Origin of the sequence: Candidatus Nesciobacter abundans, from assembly GCF_008189525.1 — a bacterium.
Lineage (GTDB): Bacteria > Pseudomonadota > Alphaproteobacteria > CAJXXZ01 > 1604HC > Nesciobacter > Nesciobacter abundans.
The window spans coordinates 363,618-381,350 of the sequence record NZ_CP043314.1 but is presented as its reverse complement, the minus strand read 5'-3'; the positions used below and the strand labels follow the sequence as shown (position 1 = coordinate 381,350).

At 29.4% G+C, this 17,733-nt stretch carries 14 protein-coding genes; 4 read left to right on the top strand and 10 right to left on the bottom strand.

What is annotated here, in order from left to right; genetic code table 11:
• Positions 1 to 468: 468 nt before the first annotated feature.
• From FZC36_RS01690 to FZC36_RS01680, 3 genes are all read right to left on the bottom strand, one after another.
• Complete coding sequence (locus tag FZC36_RS01690; protein WP_148972265.1) at positions 469 to 1,245, bottom strand: transcription antitermination NusB family protein; 777 nt, start codon at positions 1,243 to 1,245, stop codon at positions 469 to 471.
• Positions 1,239 to 1,970 (bottom strand): SDR family NAD(P)-dependent oxidoreductase, encoded by a 732-nt coding sequence (locus FZC36_RS01685; RefSeq protein WP_148972264.1) that lies wholly within the window; start codon positions 1,968 to 1,970, stop codon positions 1,239 to 1,241. The genes FZC36_RS01690 and FZC36_RS01685 overlap by 7 nt, the downstream gene beginning before the upstream one ends.
• Positions 1,971 to 2,104: 134 nt before the next feature.
• Positions 2,105 to 3,133 carry an ACP S-malonyltransferase gene (locus FZC36_RS01680; RefSeq protein WP_148972263.1) on the bottom strand — a complete coding sequence of 343 codons (1,029 nt, stop codon included), beginning with the start codon at positions 3,131 to 3,133 and terminating at the stop codon, positions 2,105 to 2,107.
• Positions 3,134 to 3,269: 136 nt separating this feature from the next.
• On the opposite strand from FZC36_RS01680, the gene tssF reads away from it, so the two are divergent.
• From tssF to FZC36_RS01660, 4 genes are all read left to right on the top strand, one after another.
• A complete protein-coding gene (tssF, locus tag FZC36_RS01675) occupies positions 3,270 to 5,066 on the top strand; it encodes a type VI secretion system baseplate subunit TssF (RefSeq protein ID WP_148972262.1) in 1,797 nt (598 codons plus the stop codon).
• On the top strand, positions 5,067 to 6,251 hold the full coding sequence (locus tag FZC36_RS01670; protein WP_148972261.1) for a type VI secretion system baseplate subunit TssG: 1,185 nt from the start codon (positions 5,067 to 5,069) through the stop codon (positions 6,249 to 6,251).
• 216 nt (positions 6,252 to 6,467) lie between these two features.
• Positions 6,468 to 7,214, top strand: a complete 747-nt coding sequence (locus FZC36_RS01665) for an outer membrane protein assembly factor BamD (RefSeq protein ID WP_187440085.1) — start codon at positions 6,468 to 6,470, stop codon at positions 7,212 to 7,214.
• Between the two features lie 97 nt (positions 7,215 to 7,311).
• Positions 7,312 to 9,273, top strand: coding sequence for a helix-hairpin-helix domain-containing protein (locus FZC36_RS01660; RefSeq protein ID WP_148972259.1), 1,962 nt, complete (start codon positions 7,312 to 7,314; stop codon positions 9,271 to 9,273).
• Between the two features lie 318 nt (positions 9,274 to 9,591).
• On the opposite strand, the gene FZC36_RS01655 is transcribed toward FZC36_RS01660, so the two are convergent.
• From FZC36_RS01655 to FZC36_RS01625, 7 genes are all read right to left on the bottom strand, one after another.
• Positions 9,592 to 10,221 (bottom strand): hypothetical protein, encoded by a 630-nt coding sequence (locus tag FZC36_RS01655; RefSeq protein ID WP_148972258.1) that lies wholly within the window; start codon positions 10,219 to 10,221, stop codon positions 9,592 to 9,594.
• 20 nt (positions 10,222 to 10,241) lie between these two features.
• A complete protein-coding gene (gene tssC / locus FZC36_RS01650) occupies positions 10,242 to 12,260 on the bottom strand; it encodes a type VI secretion system contractile sheath large subunit (RefSeq protein WP_148972257.1) in 2,019 nt (672 codons plus the stop codon).
• Positions 12,261 to 12,535: 275 nt separating this feature from the next.
• Positions 12,536 to 13,264: a deaminase gene (locus FZC36_RS01645; protein ID WP_148972256.1), complete on the bottom strand. Its 729-nt coding sequence runs from the start codon at positions 13,262 to 13,264 to the stop codon at positions 12,536 to 12,538.
• Between the two features lie 177 nt (positions 13,265 to 13,441).
• The gene (locus FZC36_RS01640) at positions 13,442 to 14,692 is read right to left on the bottom strand and encodes a type II secretion system protein (RefSeq protein ID WP_148972255.1); all 1,251 of its coding nucleotides are present in this window, start codon (positions 14,690 to 14,692) and stop codon (positions 13,442 to 13,444) included.
• Between the two features lie 102 nt (positions 14,693 to 14,794).
• Positions 14,795 to 15,514 carry a type II secretion system protein gene (locus FZC36_RS01635; protein WP_148972254.1) on the bottom strand — a complete coding sequence of 240 codons (720 nt, stop codon included), beginning with the start codon at positions 15,512 to 15,514 and terminating at the stop codon, positions 14,795 to 14,797.
• 160 nt (positions 15,515 to 15,674) lie between these two features.
• Positions 15,675 to 16,688 (bottom strand): ParB/RepB/Spo0J family partition protein, encoded by a 1,014-nt coding sequence (locus tag FZC36_RS01630; RefSeq protein ID WP_148972253.1) that lies wholly within the window; start codon positions 16,686 to 16,688, stop codon positions 15,675 to 15,677.
• A 163-nt stretch (positions 16,689 to 16,851) separates the two neighbouring features.
• Positions 16,852 to 17,610 (bottom strand): ParA family protein, encoded by a 759-nt coding sequence (locus FZC36_RS01625; protein ID WP_222912606.1) that lies wholly within the window; start codon positions 17,608 to 17,610, stop codon positions 16,852 to 16,854.
• Positions 17,611 to 17,733 lie beyond the last annotated feature (123 nt).

The following is a 17,733-nucleotide window of genomic DNA, read 5'->3' as shown; positions in this document are numbered from 1 at the left end:
AAGTAGAAATTATGGAAATATAAAACCTGATTTAGATTCTAATTAAAACCAGTTTTATTAAATTTATTAATAATTTTCTACAAAATTTTGGACAGAATGTAAACCTGTTCAGATTATAAAGCTAATTTGTACATATACTATATTTAAGTTTAACAAGATGCTTTGTAACCTTATATATATAGTTTTAAGTTTATTGTAAAAAACTGAAACCTTGTAAATTGGTTATGAATTTCATACTATTTTTTGTTACAATTGTTATATTTTCATGAATAGAATATCAATAAAGTGCTTTAATAGTAGAAAATAATGAGTGTACCTGCTAAATCCATTATATAAATGAATGCTCAGAAGAAGTTGATACAAATATTATATAAAAAATATCAAAACCTGCTGGTTATATTATAACTTATATATTAAGCCATTGATTAGCTGTTTTTACAAAAAGTTGAATTATGTAATTTTTTATTATTATACGTTTATTTTGTGTTTGATTTTATGTAAAACAGAGAAGATTACATCTACCCCTTTTTCTTCTCCTAGTACTCTAGCTATAGATATGTAATTTTTTATTATATGCTGCTTTGTCTTTTCTAGATCTTCACCATTGTCCAAATTTGCAAAAATAATTTCATACCCAGCAGACAAAAATATACTTTTTAAAACTAATTGCATGTTCTTCCATTTGCAGCTACTAGTTAAGTATTTAGAAACTTTTTCTGTCACTTCTTGCTCATTATGTAGAACACCTGAAAAAAGTTTTTTGAATTCTACTTTATCCCCTAAATTATCGAAAATAATTTCTTCAAACTCACGCATCTTATAATTTATATCTATGTGTTCATTTATGTTTTCAAATTCTTTGGTTTCAAGATCTTCGATTAATTCTGTAGATTCAGTTTCGAGTTCATTGGTATTTAAGTTTATATCATTTAAAATTACATCATTAAATTCATCGGATTTCTCTTGTAAATCTTGTAAAGTATCATCTTCATCTTCCTTTACAATTTCATTATCTTCGTTTTCTTCATTTAAAGTGGTTTCTGTTGTTTGTTCAGATTCGAAAACTAGAGTTCCATCTTCGTTGTTAATGAAATCTGATTCAGGCTTTATTTCTTCATTACGTATTTTCTCAGATTTAACTTGCTCTGAATTATTTTTCCCTAATTTGTAAGGATTTTTATTTATTAGATGTTGGAAAATAGATTGCACTAACCATAGTCTTGTTTGTCTATATTTTGTTAGCACATCATCATCCCACCATTTATATGTAAACTCGTTCCAGTAACATATGCAGACTCTTCACTTGCTAAATAAATCACTCCAGCTGCAACCTCTTTAACTGTTCCAGCTCTTTGTAGTGGAATATTTTCTAATATTTTACCATTTGATTCCAAAAGTTCTTTTGTCATTTGAGTGTCTATAAATCCAGGGCAAATAGCATTTACAGTAATGTTGCTTTTCGCTACTTCTCTGGCTAGAGTTTTAGTCATTCCTAGAAGAGCAGCTTTTGAAGTGGAATATGCTACCTGTCCTATATTTCCAGTACAACCCACTACAGAAGACATGCTAATTACCCTGCCCCATCCATTTCTTCTCATTTTACTGAGAGCTAATTGAGTTAACTGAAAAACTGAATTTAGATTTACATCCATTTGTTTTTGCCATGATTCATTTGTTACAGCTGGGTATAGTCTGTCTTGTGCAAAACCTGCAGAGTGAACCAAAATATCTACTCCACCCATGCATTTTACAGCCTCTGAGAACATTTTCTTTAAATCATCATAGGATGTTAAGTCTGCTGCAAAATATCCACTCGCACCTATAGGTTTGGAAATTTCCTTAAGTTCTTCTGTTTTTGTGCCGGTCAAAAAAACGTCAGCCCCATGATTTTTTAATGTTTTTGCAACTTCAGATCCTATTCCACCTGCAGCTCCTGTTATAAGAGCTCTTTTGCCTGTAAGATCAAACACAAATCCACCTTTCAATATATAAATAATTAAAATAATTACACTTAAAATTAAAAATGTAAAAATAATAACAACCAAATCAGTATAGCAAAATTAAAGGCATTTATATATATGGCAGTTTATAGTAGTTAGAAAGTTTATTTATTCAAAAAGGATTCTAAATCCAAAAGCTCATTTTTATTAGATATCGAAAAAGAGTCTACTCCAAGTTTTGCAGATATTTTAGATAATACATTTCCTCCTACTTCAACAATTTTTTCTACTCCATTTTCTTTCATAAACATAATTGTTTCTCTCCACTTTACACCAGAAACAACATGATCCATTAAATTATCTTTTATTTTTTGTCCTATTTTTTCTGGCAGTGCAGTTTTATTAGATATTACTGGAATCTCTACATCATTAAACATGACCTCGTTGATTCCTTTAGATAATTCAGATTTTACACTTTCAACTAAAGGAGAATGAAATCCTCCGCTTACTTTAAGTTGTATACATCTTTTTACATTGAAATTTTTATAACTTTTATTAATTAAATCTATGCAATCATTTTCACAACTTATAACTACTTGAGTGTCATTATTATCATTTGCAATTTGGCATATTTTATTAGTCTTTTCAGACACAAATTGGCAAAGATTTTGTACATCATCAAATTTTCCTATACAAGCAAACATAGTACCCTTCGATTTAGACATTAATCTCGACCTTAGTTTTATCAGCTCTAACCCAGATTCAAAGTTTATTGCATTAGAAGCAAAGCAAGCTGAATACTCTCCTAAAGAATGCCCTGCAAAAAATGATGGAGCTGGAATCATTTTTGTATCATTTTTGTTAACAGTGGTTTGATCAGATGTTTGTAATTTATCAGCTTGGTTTATATGTCCATTTTGTATACTATGCTCATTATTATTACCTGCATTATTACTTAGAGATGAGAATGAATACATTTTATTTATTTCTTCCCATATCATACTGCAAGCTACAAATATTGCTGGTTGAGAATTTTCTGTCTGACTTAACTCTGGATCTGGTAATTTGAATATGTTTTCTATATTTGGGTATATGTTTTTAGATGTATCTAGCAATTTAGAACATGAATAAAAATCACTTGCCATATTTTGTTTCTGAGATCCTTGGCCAGGAAAAACGAATGCATACTTCATCACAACATCCTATACAAAATATATTTTAATTCCTACACTGAGCACTCTCTTTCATAGTTAAATACAGTTTAAAGATCAAATTTAATCAAATTTTGTATGAAAACTGACAGTTTAATACGTTTTTAACATAAATTTAATGATTTTATTTTTAAATTTGCCTATGAAATCTACACCAGATCTAAATAATCTGTTTCCACATTTTAGAAAATCTATGGATTATCTTTTGAAAAAAGGAAATGAGTTTGCAGAAAAATACCCTTCTGTAGCAAGGGAGTTGAATTTTGCTGAAAATAAGGTCGATGACCCGCATGTACAAAGAATATTAGAGTCTTTTGCTTTTTTTGATGCTAGGCTGCAATGGCAAATAGATGACCAGTTATCTTTCCTGAGCTCTTTTTTATTAGATTCTTTGTATCCACAATTTATGGCTCCGTTTCCATCATGCACAATAGTTCATTTTGAAAGTAAGAAAAATATATCTAATCAGAAGAATATTAAAATCCCTAAGCATACAAAAATCAGCGCTAATAATAAGGAAGATATTTTATGTGACTTTATTACTTCTCAAGAAATAACAGTTAATGATTTTAATCCTAAGAAAATAAGTTATATGAAGACCGAAGATACAGAATTATTAGAATCTCAGAATTATTGGTGTCTTTCACTTGAAACAGAAAATATGAAAAGTTTCAAAAATAATTCTAATGTAGTTTTTTATATAAATAGTGATCTTTTTTCTGCTAAGAGTTTATACGAGCATATTTTAGGGTATCACCCAACTGAACCTACTCCGATTTATTTATCTGATAAATCTGGGAAATTATTACAAAAGAGTAAAATAGGTGTAATAACTCCAAAAGGATTTGGAGAGGATGAATCTCTCATAGATAGACCTATATATACTTCTGATTCTCATAGGCTTTTGATGGAATATAATATATTCCCGCATAAGTTTTTATTTTTAAATTTCGAGATTAATAATTTAAATGTTAATTTAGAACAAATAAAAGGAGATATAGCTTTTCTTATCCCTCTTAGCAAAAGGACAAAGCCTTCACTTCTTCCAATGAGTGATAATATTCTTATGAATAATTGTTGCCCAGCAGTAAATTTGTTTGAACAGAAGTCTGAGCCATTGAGATTAGATTACGAAAAAGATTCATATAAAATCATGTCTGATAGATTTGATTCAAATTCAGAAATACACACTATAAAAGAAGTATTTAGTTACAAGAGTTCTTTTAAGAATAATAGAAAGGTATATTATCCCTACTTTTCATTTTCAGACATAGAAAATGGCTCTGAAAGATCTTTTTGGTATTCAAGAAGAGAAAAAGAAGATAAAGGATCAAAAATGATGATTTCTTTTATTGATGAAGATTTGGATGTAGAGGAATATAGTGAAGAAACTGTTTATGCTGATTTATTATGTACAAATAGAGATAAAGCTCAAAGTATAAATTACAAGACAAGTTTTCAGTTTAATAAAATAGATAACCTTTCTTGTGTTAATATTTTAAAACCGACAGAACAAGTAGATCCTCAGTACGGAGGGCAATCTCAATGGGAAATAATATCTAATTTATCTTTGAACCATGTGGATCTTTCTATTAATAACTCAGATATAAAACCTTTAAGGAAAATGCTAGAAATATATAATTTTAATTTCAATCAGAAATATAATGAGGTAATTTTAGGGATAAAGCACAAGAAAACAATAGCTAGGATGCCTAATTCTCCTTGGACAGGGTCAGTTCCTAAAATTGTTATTGACTTAAAAATAAAGGATGAAGTTGCAGAGCATTTTATGCTAGGAAAAGTTTTGTCTTGTGTCATAAGCAACAATGTAGGCTTCAATACGCTATTAGAAATGAGAGTTTTCGGGTCATCTAATGATGATGTACCGTGGAAAAAATGGGAAGTTCAGAATTAAGTGAGCTCAGAAGATATTAAATATTTAAATGTTACAAAACTGAAATTATTAGAAAGTAAATTAGAAAGTGAGTTAGAGATGGAGCAAAATAAATTAAATTCTGAAAGTAAGTTTTACTTAGATAAGTTAGATTCAGGCATAGATTCAGGCATGGATTCAAAAAATGAATTAAAAACTTATCATTATTTTGACAGTCAATTTGTTTTGTATAATTTGATTAAATCTCCTTGGAATTTTTCCGTACACCAAGCAATCTTTCTCTTGGAAAGTTATCAAAAAAAGAACCCGAAAGATATAAAAGAAATAGTTTTTAAAGGTTCTGTTGAAATGAGCGTAAACTCTAGTGATATAAAATCTATATCGTACGATAAGAAAAGAAAAAGAATAGAAATGATAGTTAATAATGTAAGTATGCTCGGAATACAGGGTGCTTTGCCATTATTCTATATACATAAATTTATTAATGATGGAAAAGAAAAAGATCATGTTTTCAAAGATTTCTTAGATATTTTTAATAATAAGATAATAGAAAATACTTACAAAATAGCACAGAGGGGAAATGTATCAATATGTAATCCTCAAAACAAGAGAGATCATGTTATTAATAAAGTTCTAGAATCTATAGGCTCTACAAAACCTTATGTAAATTCTTATATAAATAATATATCTAGATATGTGTCTGCAGCATTTTGGAAACAAAAGCATAATAAATTTCAATTAAAAAGGATAATTTTATCATTTTTAAATTATAAGTGTGATGTGGCAGTTTTTCAGTTTAAGGGGAAATGGGAATATATAAACGATGAGGATGTGTTTTCATTTGACAAAGTTACTAGAAGGCATGTGGAAAATAAAGGGTATTGTCTTGGGTATAGTGATGCTCCAGGAAGAAGTTTTGGAACTACTTTCTTAGGAAAGAGGTTTTTGGATAATACATATGGAATAGATATACTAATTACTATACACAGCTTGGATTTGTATAAAAAACTTATGCATGGAAAAAGGCTTAGGAGTCAAATTATAAAGTTGATTAAATCTTATGTTCCATTTGATTTGAATTTTTCAATAAAGTTAAATTTGAAGAAAGAATCAAGACCTGATGCATTATTAGGAGAAGATTGTATTTTAGGAGAGTTAAGTTGGTTGAATAGTAAAAATGGATACTGCAAAGTAAACTTGGCGTAGTTTTTACGTTGATTCTATGTATTCTATTTTGTCTAGCTGTTTTTATCTAGCTGTATATTAGTTAATAAATATAACTATTAAAATAAATAATATGATTCAAATGCGCTTATTCAAATTATTCATATTCTAATAATCTTTACAAAATGTTATATTTTTGATGTGTATTTCTTTAAAAAATCTAGAAGAAAAATTAATAAAATAATTAAGGCTATTTTAGTGGCTTTATTCTTATATACTTTAAGCTCTAGCGGTTTATATGATCTGAATCTTGAAAAATCTGCTGCTGTAAAAGAAAATAAGAAAGTAAATCAAAAGAGCTCTGACCAGAAAGATAAAGTGTCGGATTTGCAAAAAATTTGGCTTAATGCAGAGGATCTTTTGAAAAGGAAAAAATATTCACAGGCTGCAGAAAAGTACCTTGAAATAGAAGAAAATTATCCAACATCTAGCAAAGCTAAGTATGCTATTCTTAAAGCAGCTAAATCTTTTTATAATGCTAAGGAATATGAAAAGAGCTTAGAAGCTGCAAGAGTTTTGAAATCTATATTTCCTATTTTTTCTGGTGAAATGGATGTGAACTCTATAATAATTAAGTGTTTATATAAAAAAATAAGAGATGTAGGTAGAGATAATTCAGAAATAAGCGAAATTCTAGAATTAATTCCCCTTTCTAAATCAAATCATTCAGAAATAAGAAGTAAATGCATAAATATTCTTGCTTACCAAAATTTTCAATTAGGTATTTTTTACTCCAAGAAAGGAAATCCAATAGTTTCCTTAAAGTATTATGGAAAAATAATAAAAGAATATAGCAAAAGTGATTATGTACAAGAATCTTTGTTTAGGTGTGCTGAAATTTTTCAGAATATAGGTTCAAAAAGAGATAAAGAGAGAATCTTAAAATACTTTGAAATGAAATACCCCAAAAGTAAGTGGTACGTAGAGGCTAAAAACCTTAACTAACTAATCTAAATATGATTAATAAGTAAAAATGAAATTATAAAATTTATAAAAAAATAATTAAAAGATATTAAATATTAAAAGCAGAAAAGAGCTAATTATGGGAAGTTTATTTGATGAAATTGATGAAAGTAGTGTTTTAAAAAAAGATAAAAACTTAGAAAATACATCTAAAGTGAGTAAATTTGTTGAAGATAAACCTATAGGCAAAATAACCGAAGAAGGTTTAGGCGGAGATTTAGGTAAGTTGAAACAAGAGTGGAAAGAAGTTTCTAAGAAAGTAAAGTTTTATGACAAAAAATATGCTTATGGTAAGCCTTTAATTGCTGATACATCGTATGATTTATTAAAATATAGATTGCAAGAAATAGAAGAAAAAATAGGGAAGCAAAAAAACAGCCCTTTAAATAAAATCGGACATATAGAAGACAAAGAAGTTAAGCATAAATTTCCTATGCTTTCTCTGGACCATGGGTACGGAACTGATTCTATGGAGAAGTTTTATAAAAAAATACTTAATTCTATAAAATTAGAGCCAGAAATGGTTTTGGAACATAAGATAGATGGAATATCTGCGTCATTAAGTTATACAAAAGGGAAACTGAGTTTATGTGTAACAAGAGGAGATGGAACTTATGGAATGGATATTACTAAACAAGCTAAATATATAGAAAACATACCTCAAGAAATTCCAGTAAAAATAGAAGCTTTAGTAGAAATAGTAGAAAGTGCAGAAGAAGATAAAAATATAGATATAAACAAAGATACAAAAGATGAAAGCTCAGGTGCAGTAAGTGTAAATATAATGGATACAGAAGAAATTACTATGCCTGATGAATTTGAGATTAGAGGTGAAATTTTTATGGATTTTGAGTCTTTTAATAAAGTTAATAACTCTATAGAAAAGGAATTTAAGAATCCTAGAAATGCTACTGCTGGTATTTTAAGAAATAAAGAAATGGATTTTATAGCAAATTACAAATTGAAATTTATTCCCCATGGGTTTGTACAGAATTTAAGATCTAAGTACTCTAATCAGATAGATTTAATATCCAAATTGGGATTTAATACAATGAAATATGTCATTTGTGATGATTTATGTGAGGCAAAAGAAGCTTTTCAGAAAACAGAGCTGTCTAGAAACGATATACCCTACCCTGTAGATGGAGTTGTTCTGAAAGTGAATAGCTTGAAGAGCTGGGATGAATTAGGTTTTCATAGCACAGCACCTAGATTTTGCTTTGCTTGTAAGTTTTTTCCGAGAAATTCTTCCACAACTATTGTAGATATAGTTATGCAAATTGGAAAAAGTGGAGCAATAAGCCCTGTAGCCATTTTAGATCCGATTTTTATAGATGGAGTAGAAGTTAAGAAAGTTTCTTTGCATAATGTTCAAGAAGTTATTAACAAAGATTACAGAATTGGTGATGAGGTGATTATAGCTAGAGCTGGAGATGTAATTCCACACGTAATGTCTAAGAAAAATACTGGAAAAGAAAAGTTTATACTTCCTGTAATTTGCCCATCTTGCAATAGTGAATTAGTAAGAGAAAGTGTTATGTTGAAATGCATTAATCCTCAATGTAGTGAACAGAAAATATTACAAATAGAGCATTTTGTTTCTAAAAAAGCACTAAATATATCTAATCTGGGTGAGAAAAATATTAGAAAATTATTTGAAATTGGTTTAGTGAACAATCAAGAAGATGTAATTAAAAAATTAAGAGAACTTATACTTCAAAATAATAGTCAGGTAAAAAATATATTGGGCAGCAAAGTAGCTATAAATATATTGAATAGTATAAACTCTCAATCAAGAATAGAGCTTAATAGATGGATTTTTGCTTTATGTATTCCTAATGTTGGATATGGGCAAAGTACTTTGCTTGCAAAGAATTTAATTACCTTAGAAAATTTCATAGAAACTTTTACAGATAAAGAAAAATTAGCAAATATAAATATAAAAGGAATCGGCCCTTCTGTTATTGATTCTATAAGCAATTATTTGAAAGAAAACACATGGGTGTTAAATTCTTATAATTATTTGAAGAATATAAGTTGAGTCATATTTAAGAAATGTTTAAAAAGTCTATCTTATAAAAGTTTAAATTGAGTAAATATGTAATGTAATAGATCTGAATATTAGTAAATTAATATGCTTGAGCATTGTTATGTTTTTTTTAACTATTAAAATCAATATACATTAGTTTATTAGAAATAAAATTCCCTATAGAATAGAAAATAGTGTTTTGCTATTTTGAAAATATTTCTTAATTAGAACTAACCTAAAAAATTAAATGACACCATCCTGATATCATTTCTGCGAAATCATATATCATCCTGATACCATTTTTTCTTTAGATTGTTTTAAGCTCTTGTATTATGAAGGACTGTAAGGGTCTAGTTTACCGTCTGCCAACAAGGTTCCTTTTTCATTTGAATAAGCATATCCAAAGCTTCCAGTAGGATTTCCTGCTGAGTCATATTGGTTTATATGTTTATGAACTTCATTAAATCCAAGTTGTAACCAAACGTGATCACCTAGCTGACCTGCACTTCCAAGTACGAAAGATTGTACGAAAATTCTGGATTCAGAAATAACTCTTTCTTTCTTTACGATTTGTGTTCTAACTACTTCTATGAATTTAATACCTGTATTTGTTAAACCAGTTTCTTCCATAGACATGGCAAACACACCAACTGGAACTACAACTTCTATGTAACTTGATATTACTTTTCCGCTCAATGTTTTGTTTGGGTTAGACATATCTTTGTTAACTGATCCTGTGAAAGATTCGTGGTAACTCTTCATTGGATGGAAGCATGTGTATTTTTCAATATTACTAACTTCTTTTTTTGTATCTTCTCCCATTCTGATTAGAAGATCAGAACCAGAATCTTGTCTTTCGAGTTGGTTTATACCATCAACGCTCGATCCATCTCCATACTGTATTCTGTTATTTTCTAACTTTCCTAGATTTGAGCCCATATTATTGTTTTGTGCTATCATTTTCTATTTATCCTTTCTTTTTAAGCAGGAATCTTAGCTACTAGTCTTAATGAAACGGTTAGTTCTTCCAACTGGAAGTGAGGTTTCATGTATATAATAGCGCTATAAGATCCTGGATCAGATTCATTTGTTTTGATCTTTATATTTGCTTCTCTTAATGGATACCTGGATTTTATTCCTTGGCTTCCTGTGTCTGATAAGAATACATATTGTGCAATCCATGTGTTCAAGTATGTTTCTATATCTTCTGCAGAGGCGAATGAACCTATTTTTTCTCTCATGATCATTTTTATATAATGAGCAAATCTAGATACATTAAGCATGTAAGGCAATCTTGAAGAGATCAACGCATTTGAAGTTGCCTCTGGAAGGTTGTACTCTTTTGGTTTTTGTGTACTTTGTGATCCAAAGAATACAGCTTTATCTGTTCCTTTGTTATGACAAATTGTTATGAAACCTAAATCACTTAATTCTTTTTCTCTTCTGTCAGTTATGATTGTTTCTGTAGGGCATTTAAGAGCTATGTCACCATATTGTGTCTTAAATGTGTATGCAGGTAGATTTTCTACTAATCCACCACCTTCTACACCTCTGATAGCAGCAGTCCAACCGAATTTTGCAAATGCATCTGTAATTCTTGAAGCCATCGCAAAAGCTGGGTTACCCCAACAGAACTTAGAGTTATCTAGTCCATCGACTTTTTCATTGTAAGAAAATTCTTTTACAGGAATGGTATCATCACCGTAAGGAAGTCTTACAAGAACTCTTGGTAAGAACAAGTTTACGTATCTAGAGTCTTCTTTGTCTCTAAAGCTGTTCCACTTGATCATTTCTGAACTTTCGAAGATTTTTTTCAAATCTCTTGGGTAGTGAAGTTCTGTGAATGCAGACAAATCAAACATAGATGGATCAGCAGCAGCAAGGAATGGTGTGTGTGCAGCAGCAGCAACAGTGCTTATATGATCTATTAAAGAAACATCTACAGGACTTCTTCCTACGTAGAAATCACCTAGAAGACAAGAGTAAGGCATTCCACCCAATGTTCCATATTCTTCTTCATAAACTTTTTTGAATAATTTACTTTGATCGAACTCTATAGCATTTTCTAGATCAGATTGTAATTCATCTCTTGTAATAGATAAGACTCTGATTTTCAATCTTTCACCAGTTTCAGAATTCATGACTAAATAATGTAGCCCTCTCCAAGAAGCTTCTAATTTCTGAAACTCTGGATTGTGAATTATTTCGTCAAGTTGCAAGGAGATTTGTTGGTCTATGTTTGAAATTCTATTCATTATGTATGGATAGGAGTTACTCAACTCTTTAGCTTCATCCAAGGATCTTACAAAAGCTGCGACAATTTCTTTAGCTTTTAGAAGCTTGTCAGGGTCTACAGTTTCTCCTTCTTGTAGGATCATTTTTCCTTCTTTTATGATTTTTTCTATTTCTGGAGTTGCTTTAGAAATATCTGCTGATTCTGCTATTAGTTTAGCTTTATCTTCAGATTTTACTACATCGCATAGAATTTTATCTAAATCTTCGTTTCCATCTACTTTTGAAAGTAAATCTACCAAAGATACGTGATCTTTAATCATAGAATTCAATTCAGGAATTTTGTTTACTATTGATACTGGATGAAAATCATCAATGCTTTCGAACTTTATTTCTAAAGGAATCATTGCATCTTCGGATGCAGCATCATTAGATTTTGCTTTCTTTGAATCTTTCTCTTCTTTTCCATCAGATTTCTTAGCTTTCTTAGAATCTGGTGCCTTCTTTGCTAGTGTGTCTTTGACTCTGATTTTTAGCATAGGCTTGATAGAAGACATAACATCGTTAAAATTATCCCTATCTATAAAAATAAATCTTCTATCTTTAAGATCTATTTTTTCTTCCTGGTGTCCGTAAAGATCAGATATTACTCCCATTATGAAAGGGAGCTCTTTCTTTACTATAGCTCCACCTGTCTCTACATCATAGGTTATCTTAACTCTAGGAGGTCTTATTCTTGATAAAGTTTTTTGTATACTTTCTGTCATTTTTTTTCCTCTCAAATTAGTTAAAACATTTAACTTTTAAAAAACTGTCAAAATAATGTTTCAAAAAAATAAAATATAAGAAAGATTTGCAATAAACTTTTTAAAAACAAAGCAAAATAATCTATTGTTTTTATGTAATTAAGTTAGAAATTAAGACAAAAGCATAAAATTAATTAGAATTAACGCTTGATTTTACTAGGTTAAATGGATTTACCCATATTTTATTTTGGTTTGAAAATGATCCTTATATGTTTTGTTAGTCTTTTTGTAAGATATTAATTTCTTTCTCTGATTTTTTTAAAGAAATTCTGAAGTATTTTTTTACATTCAGTTTCCATTACTCCACCAATATGATGACTAGAGTGATTTTTATAGTGATAATCATGGTAATTGTTATGACTCTTGCAAGAATGATAATTAGTATTATGTTTTTGTGAATTATTTTGCATGTTACTAATATGTCTTTCTTTATGATTTTCTTGTAGATCGTTATCTAATTTATTTTGGTTTAAATTATTTCTATACGCTCCAAAGATAACTCTTTTTATTTTACATAGCTCTATAGCCTTCATGCACATATCGCAAGGCTCTAAGTTTGTTATTAAAATACAGTTTGTAAGATACTTTGTATTTAATTTTTTCAAAGCTAGCTCAAGTGCTATTAATTCTGCATGCTTTAATGGATTTTGTTTTAGCTGTACTTGATTTGAAGATTTAGATACTAATTCATATTTATACTCGTTATTATACTCATTAGTATTTTTATATTCATTGGAATTAATTTGAGATATACATTCGCTATACTTTTGGTTTTTGTTATTGTGAAATGTTTTTCTGTCAGGCTCTGTAGATTTTAGCTGTAATTTATTTAATGATGATGAGCTTTGATTTGTAAGTGTTTTATTCAAAATAACACATGCTACTGGTACTTCTTCATGATTCTTTGTTTTTAATGCTAGCTCAATAACAAATGACATCCATTTTCTGCATTCATCTATATACATTTTATCCTTATTCTATTTTTTGATGATAAATCTCAATAACTATTTTATTACAATTGTTATAATTATTTAGCTCTGTTTTTTAATTATTTCGTTCTATTTTCGCTCTAATTTTATTATCATATCTCTTTATATTTATTATATATACCCACTACATTTCTAGTTTTTAAGTTTGACTTTTTATTGATTATGTTCTGTCAAATTTTGTTTTTTAGCTATTTTATCAGCTATATGAGGTGCAGGTATATAAGGTACGTGTCTTTGGCTTGAACTTAATGATTCGCATAAGAATCCTCCGTAGAGTGCTGCAAAATTGAATCTGGATACAAATAAAACAGTATCATCGAAAATCTTACTCTTATCTTTTTTGGTTTCTATATCAGTTTCAAAAAAAGAACCATTATGCTTTGAATTACATCTTTTCCCTCTTGACACATCTCCCTTTAAAGGTTGCCTTGTTCCATTTGGTGTTATCCATCCACCTGAATCTCCGTGACTTATGAGTACTACAGCTATTGTATCCCTTACAACAAGCCCTTTGTGTGAAGAGCTCATTTTAGCAGAGAAAGCTTTGTTTAGAACATATGGTCTATGGTGTTGTCTATAGAGATCATTGTCATGTTGGTACATTTCACTTATAAAATATTTAGTAGCAAGATTGTTTTGAGGTATATATTCTGGATACATAAGCTGATATGCGTATACAGTTTTGTCTTCAATCAAACTAATTTTTTCTCTCCAATGCACTAAATCTACTAGAGATGCTCTGAAATTAAGTCCAATATGCTTGAAATACCCTGAATCTCCAACTCCTTTGGTTATTTCACCTTTGGTTATTTCTGTAGGATCTCCATAGTGTCTTACAAAGCAAAAGCTAGATATTTTTATATCTTTATCATCAGAATCATATTCATATTTTATTCTGTCATCATTTGGTGAAACGGATTCTACATATGTTCGTCCGCCTAATGTAGTGTCCATAACGTATGTAAAATATCTACCATTCCCATCTTTGGCCATGTGCTCAGGTATTTGTAATGTTTTGAATGGAACTATGCCTGAATATAAGTATATATTTCCCCATTCTTTATCATTTTTAGGCCAAGGGTATTCAAACCCTGGAGCTACAGTAACTGGATTATCAGGGTCAGGAAACTTATTTGAAGGTGTGGATGGATATGGTAATCTGCCACGTGACGAAACAAAAGTTCCAAGTGATTTTAAGATTTTTTCCATATTCGATTTAGTTACTTCACTTCTTTGCCACTTTACATACTTTTGCATCGAGCTAAACATAATGCTACTTAATGAACCAAATATTACTAAAACTATTGCCATTTCAAGCATAGAAAATCCTTTTGGTCTTAGAAATTTCTTCACATTATTTATGTACATTATGTTTGTATTTCTGGATATATATTTATTTTTCATTAAGGTTATTTTCCTTTATGTTCCTATTTTTTAATTATTAACAAACTGCTGAAATTTAAGTTTATATGGTTTTAATACTGTTATTAAACCACCGTACTATTATCATATTCTGATATATGCTGTAAAAATTTTCTTAGATGATTGTTTGTTTTCATTAGAAATTTCCTCAGGTTTCTTTGCAGAACCTTCATTTGCCGTTTTTATCATTAATTCTCCATCATCAATAGAATCACTAAGATTTTTGATTAACTCTATAATGTTCGTATAACTGAACAAAGGGCCATTAGCTCTGTTAGTTGATGTTACAGGTTTTCCTATAATTAACCATGCATCTTCTAATCCATCAGGGTTTTGCTCAACGGTAATTATACCCCCTCCCATTACACTTATAAAATGAGATTTAGGGATTTTAGTATTTTCATGCATGTAAAGGTGATCCCAAAAAACATAAGACTCTGAGTCTTTCTCTAATCCTTTTCCTTCTATTATATTGTTTCCATTTCCTGGTTTGTACATATTTTTATGAGGACAATCTCCTGGTAAGAATCCATGAGAAATCTTGAAAGATTCGATGGACATTTTTGTATCTCTTATTTTATTTGATACTTCGAACATTTTTGTCTTTTCCATGATTGTAGACCCTTTTTTTATTACATATCCAAGTAATATGCTAATCAAGAAAATCACTATACCTATTTCAAAAAAACTAAACCCCTTTGGTCTAAAATATTTCGAAAGTTTAGTTGAAAGTTTTGATAAACTGATTTTAAAACGTGAAATGTTAGAATAAATTGAATTACTATCCATTCGGAATTGTATCATCTTGACGTGTTTGTATCTACTGCGTATTTTGTATACATTTCAAGGAATCTATTCTAAAAAAATCTTAACTGTTTGTATCTATTGATTTTATTTTCTATTACATATATTTATTTTTTTAGTGTTGTTGCATTTGGTTTCTATAGTTCTTGTTTTTATTATATTATTTTTTTTTCTGTATCGAAGATAGTTTAGATAAAATATCATCAAGATCTATACTGTTTTTGAAATTTATTTTTATATTTCCGGAAGATTTAGATAACATTTCTATTTCAGTCGTGTAATCTAATAATTGAGAAATTTGACTTTCTATTAGAATCAGATCCTCATTTTTGGTTTTGCTTGCTTGTGATTTTGGTTCATTTACATTTATACATTGTTCTTCAGTTTTTTCTTGATTATGACCGCCTAGATTTATCTTTCCAGTTTTTCCATTCTGTGCGTTATCTGACTTCCTTGAATTTTTGTTATTATTTTTTGGATTATAATCATTCATATTCTCTGGAACATTGTTTGATCTATTTTCTATATCTCTAACAGAAAGATTTTCTTTTAGGATTCTACCTAACTCTTCTTCCATTAATTGTGTGTTTTCTTTTTGTAATAGAGCTTTCCCATGACCTACAGTTAGGTTTCCTTTTAATATTTCATTTTGTATATTTTCAGGTAATTTAAGTAATCTGACTAGATTAGCAATATGGCTTCTGCTTTTACCAACCTTCTTTGATAACTCTTCCTGTGTAATGCTGTATTTATCTAGTAATTTTTTATAAGCTCTGGCTTCTTCTATTCCATTTAACTGAGATCTTTGTATATTTTCCAGTAAGTTTGCTTCGATTATTTCTTCTTCTGACCAATTTACAACTCTACATGGAATGTTTTCTAAACCTGCTAATTTAGCAGCTCTAAACCTTCTTTCTCCAGCTATTATTTCGAATTTTTGTTCAGTATTAGAGGAAGATAGTTCTGTTTTTTTTACTATTATAGGCTGTAAGATACCGTTTGTTTTAATTGTTGCTGATAATTCTTCTATTTCGCTTTCTTTAAACTCTGTTCTTGTTTGAAATTTACTAGGGTGAAGTTTTTTAATGCTTATTTCTTTGAATTGGGATGTTTCTGTTTCTAACAAAGCTTGAAGCCCTTTTCCTATTCTAGGTCTATGATTTTTTGAATTCAATTAAATCTCCATTTTATAATTTGTAATAAATAATTTGATAGTAAAACAAATATTTTGTTTATTATGCTATTTAAAATCATTTAGTTTTAACTTTACCCACATTATATAACTTATTTTTATATTTCTTAAGGTTAGTTTAGTATTTATTTTCTGATTTAGATTCTTATTGATTTAATTTTTCTTTAGATAAAAATTCTTCTGCTAAATCATCATAAGCTTTTGCCCCTGGAGATAATGGACTGTAAATTACTCCTGGCTTCCCAAAAGAAGGAGCTTCTGCTAGTTTAACATTTCTAGGTATTTTTGTTTCAAAAACTAAATCTTTGAAAAACATTGTTACTTCATTCAAAACATCTTTAGAAAGCATATTTCTTCTGTCGAACATTGTCATTAGTATTCCATCTATTTTAATATCTTTGTTCCAATTTTCTCTTACAGAGCTTATTGTTTCCATTAGCTGAGCTATTCCTTCAAGTGAGTAAAACTCACATTGCATTGGTATAATAATTCCATTACATGCGTTCAAAATATTCAAGCTTATCAATCCTAGTGTAGGTGGAGAATCCATGATTATGTAGTCATATTCAGGATAATTTATAGATTGCTTTAGTTTGTAATTTTTTACTGGATCAGAAGCCAGCTCTATTGCAATCCCTGCTAAATCTTTACTACTAGGAATGCAATGTAAATTTTCCACAAAGGTTTTACTTTCTTGTACTTTTTCAAAAAATAGATCATATGAATTGCTTACGGAATTTTTCTCTAAACCAACTCCAGTAGTTGCGTTTCCCTGAGGATCTAAATCTATCAACAGAACTTTTTTCCCTTTTTGAGCAAGTGCAGTAGATAAATTTACAGCAGTAGTGGTTTTTCCTACTCCTCCCTTCTGATTCACCACCGCGATGGTTTTGTTTCTATTCAACTTGCGCTCCTGTTATTCTCCTTGGGGCATCTTCCTGATTCACCACCGCGATGGTTTTGTTTCTATTCAACTTGCGCTCCTGTTATTCTCCTTGGGGCATCTTCCTGATTCACCACCGCGATG